The organism is Cryobacterium sp. Y57, assembly GCF_002929505.1.
Lineage (GTDB): Bacteria > Actinomycetota > Actinomycetes > Actinomycetales > Microbacteriaceae > Cryobacterium.
Window position 1 is genome coordinate 1 of record NZ_PJJL01000022.1, and the last position, 3,704, is coordinate 3,704.

2 protein-coding genes are annotated in these 3,704 nt (G+C 62.3%); both read right to left on the reverse strand.

Translation table 11 applies throughout. The features are described from left to right. Positions 1-584: 584 nt before the first annotated feature. Complete coding sequence (locus tag CXY72_RS00190; RefSeq protein WP_104125733.1) at positions 585-2,111, reverse strand: SulP family inorganic anion transporter; 1,527 nt, start codon at positions 2,109-2,111, stop codon at positions 585-587. A gap of 182 nt (positions 2,112-2,293) precedes the next feature. After that, a partial coding sequence (locus CXY72_RS00195) for a SulP family inorganic anion transporter (protein ID WP_233197562.1) occupies positions 2,294-3,704 on the reverse strand: 1,411 nt, incomplete at its 5' end.

Genomic DNA, 3,704 nt, shown 5'->3' on the forward strand with positions numbered 1-3,704 from the left:
CGCGCCATCGATACTATCACCCGAGCGATTATCCGATCCATTTGAGATGCGACGCCTAGGTCAGGTCCCGCAGAGGGTTCCGCTTGCGGGCACCCTCGGACCAAGACGTTGCGCGGCTCGCCCGTTGCAATCCTCATATGGGAGGTGTCTCGCAACCTCAGTGTGTTGAAACACATGGCATATGCATCAGTCATCACTGTGTCGTAAATGAGGCGTGACTCGTGCAGACCTATTCGCCGGGCGGGACATCTGGACAGCATCGTTGACGATTGCGCAACGTCCCAGCGGCGAAGGGTCGAGGGGGCGTTGGCTGACGGGGTTCGGGCGCGACGGTATGCGACCGGACGCCGACGGACGTCCGCCTCAATTTCAGAAATATCCGAGAAACCTCCCACACTCGCCCGCATGCGAGGTTCAGCTGTACCGCCCCGCGAGGATATTGCTTCGGGGCCTTCTCGTTCAGTTTTCATTCGTCACTTTTTGTGGCCGCTCGTGGAATGTCGCACGGTGAGATGGCCGAGACGAAACGCCGAGTGGGACGATTTTCTGACGTCTTGGTGCTGCGCTTTAGAGCATCGATCTCGTCAGTGGCCGGCGCCGAGGTTTCCGGCCAGGCGACTGTGCAGCTCGGTGCTGGCCTTATTGAGCCCCTCGATGACGACGTGCTTGTCGTGGCGCTCGTACTTGTAGGTAATCGCGTCGAGGGTGGCGACCGTGGACGCGTCCCAGATGTGGGATGCGGACATATCGATCACGATGAGGTCGGGATCGTCGGCGTACTCGAACTGCGTCATCATGTCGTTGCTGGAGGCAAAGAACAGGGCGCCTGTGACTGTGTAGTAGGCGGTGGGTACGGGCTGGTTGAGTTCGACGGTGCGTTCGACCCGGGCGAGGTGGGCGACCCGGCGGGCGAAGGCGACCATGGCCACGATCACGACGACGACGACGACGACGCCGATGGCGAGGTTGTGGGTGAGGACGATGACGACGACCGTGGCGATCATGACGGTCGTCTCGCTCTTGGGCATCCGTTTGAGCGTTGACAGACGGATGCTGTGCCAGTCGAACGTGAGGTACGACACGATGATCATCACGGCGACCAAGGCGGCCATGGGTACAACAGCGAGCACGTCGCCGAGGCCGAGCACGAGCACGAGTAGAAAGACGCCGGCGAGGAAGGTGGAGATGCGGGTGCGGGCACCGGACGCCTTCACGTTGATCATGGTCTGGCCGATCATGGCGCAGCCGCCCATGCCGCCGAAGATGCCGGACATGACGTTGGCGACGCCCTGGCCCCAGGTTTCGCGGGTTTTGTTGGAGTGGGTGTCGGTGATCTCGTCGACGAATTTTGCGGTCATGAGTGACTCGAGGATTCCGACGAGGGCCATGCCGAGGGCGTAGGGGGCGATGATCGTGAACGTGTCCCAGGTGAGAGGAACGTTGGGGAAGAACAGCTCGGGCAGGCTCTGCGGGAGTTCGCCTTGGTCGCTGATGGTCGGCACGTTGATGGCGATCACGACGGTCGCGATGGTGAGTACGACGATGGCCACGAGCGGCGCCGGGATGACTTTGGTGAGACGCGGCATCACGATCATGATGATGAGGCCGGCGGCAACGAGCGGGTAAACCATGAACGGCACGCCGAGCAGCTGGGGTAACTGGGCCGTGAAGATGAGGATGGCGAGGGCATTGACGAAACCGACCATGACGCTGCGCGGGATGAAGCGCATGAGTTTGGCGACGCCGATCAGGCTCAGCACGATTTGAAACACGCCGGCGAGGATGACGGTGGCGATGAAGTAGTCCATGCCGTATTCGCGCGCCACCGGGGCGATGACGAGGGCGATGGCTCCGGTGGCGGCGGTGATCATGGCCGGGCGACCGCCGACGAAGGCGATGGTGACGGCCATGACAAACGACGAGAACAGGCCCACGCGCGGGTCGACGCCGGCGATGATCGAGAACGCGATCGCCTCGGGAATGAGCGCCATGGCAACGACGAGACCAGCGAGCACCTCGCGGGTGAGAAGGCGGGGCGTGCGCAGCGCGGTCAGAACCGAAGGCTCCGCCCGGTAGCGGTTCGCGGTGATGGGCTTGGAAACGATGGCCATGAGGCCTCCAGAAAGGGGAAGGGACCTCACGGAGAAGCCGAATGAATGGGAGTCGGCGACAGTGCCACGTTGACCTTGGCAAGGTTACCTTGACGTAAGGGTTTATCGGTCCGGGCAGCACAAATCGGTCGAGCCTCCGTCATGCGACGGGGGCTCGACCGATTGGGCAGTGATGTGCCGGGTCAGTGGCCCGAGCCCATGTTGCCGGCGAGGCGGGCGTGTAGCAGGCTGCTCGCTTCGTTGAGTCCTTCAATGGTTACGGTCTTCTCGTGGCGTTCGTATTTGTATTTGATGTCGTCGAGGGTGGCGACGGTGGATGCGTCCCAGATGTGCGAGTTTGTCATGTCGATGATGATGCGGTCGGGGTCGTCGAGGTAGCTGAACTGTGTCTTGAGGTCGTTGCTCGAGGCGAAGAACAGTGCGCCGGTGACGGTGTAGTAAGCGACCGGGCCCTGGTCATCCACGGTCAGGCTGCGTTCGACTTGTGCGAGGTGGGCGACGCGGCGGGCGAAGGCGACCATGGCGATGACGACACCGATCACGACGCCGACGGCGAGGTTGTGGGTGGCGACGACGGCGATGACCGTGGCGACCATGACCGTGGTCTCGCTCTTGGGCATTCGCTTCAGGGTGCTCAGGCGGATGCTGTGCCAGTCGAAGGTCAGCACGGACACGATGATCATCACCGCGACCAGAGCAGCCATGGGCACGACGGACAGTACATCGCCGAGGCCGAGCACGAGCACGAGCAAAAAGAGGCCGGCGAGGAAGGTGGAGATGCGGGTGCGAGCCCCGGAGGCCTTGACGTTGATCATGGTCTGGCCGACCATTGCGCAGCCGCCCATGCCGCCGAAGAAGCCGGAAAGCATGTTGGAAACGCCCTGAGCCCAGGACTCACGGGTCTTATTAGAGTGGGTATCCGTGCTCTCGTCGACGATCTTGGCCGCCATTAGGGATTCGAGGATTCCGACCATGGCCATGCCGAAGGCGTAGGGAGCGATGATCGTCAACGTTTCGAGATTGAGCGGCACGTTGGGAAAGAACAGCTGCGGCAGGGTGGTGGGCAGTTCGCCCTGGTCGCCGATGGTGGGGACGTTGATCGACACCACGACGGTGAGGATCGTGAGAACGACGATCGCGACGAGCGGTGCGGGGACCACCTTGGTGAACCGGGGCATGACGACCATGATGATGATGCCCACAGCGACGAGCGGGTAAACCATGAACGGGACGCCCAGCAGCTGCGGCAGCTGCGAGGTGAAAATCAGAATGCCGAGGGCATTGACGAACCCGACCATGACGCTGCGGGGGATGAACCGCATGATTTTAGCGACGCCGATGAAGGCGAAGACAATCTGGAAGAGGCCCGCGAGAATCACGGTGGCGATGAAGTAGTCGATGCCGTAATCCCGGGCAACGGGGGCGATTACGAGCGCAATGGCTGCGGTCGCGCCGGTGATCATGGCGGGGCGGCCGCCGAGGAACGCGATCGATACGGCCATGATGAAGGTTGAGAACAGTCCGACTCGGGGGTCCACACCGGCGATGATGGAGAAGGCAATTGCTTCGGGGATGAGGGCCATGGCCACGACG

Coding starts and splice junctions, on each gene's coding strand:
- CXY72_RS00190 (WP_104125733.1), bottom strand. CDS start 2,111: ATGGCCATCGTTTCCAAGCCCATCACCGCGAACCGCTACCGGGCGGAG.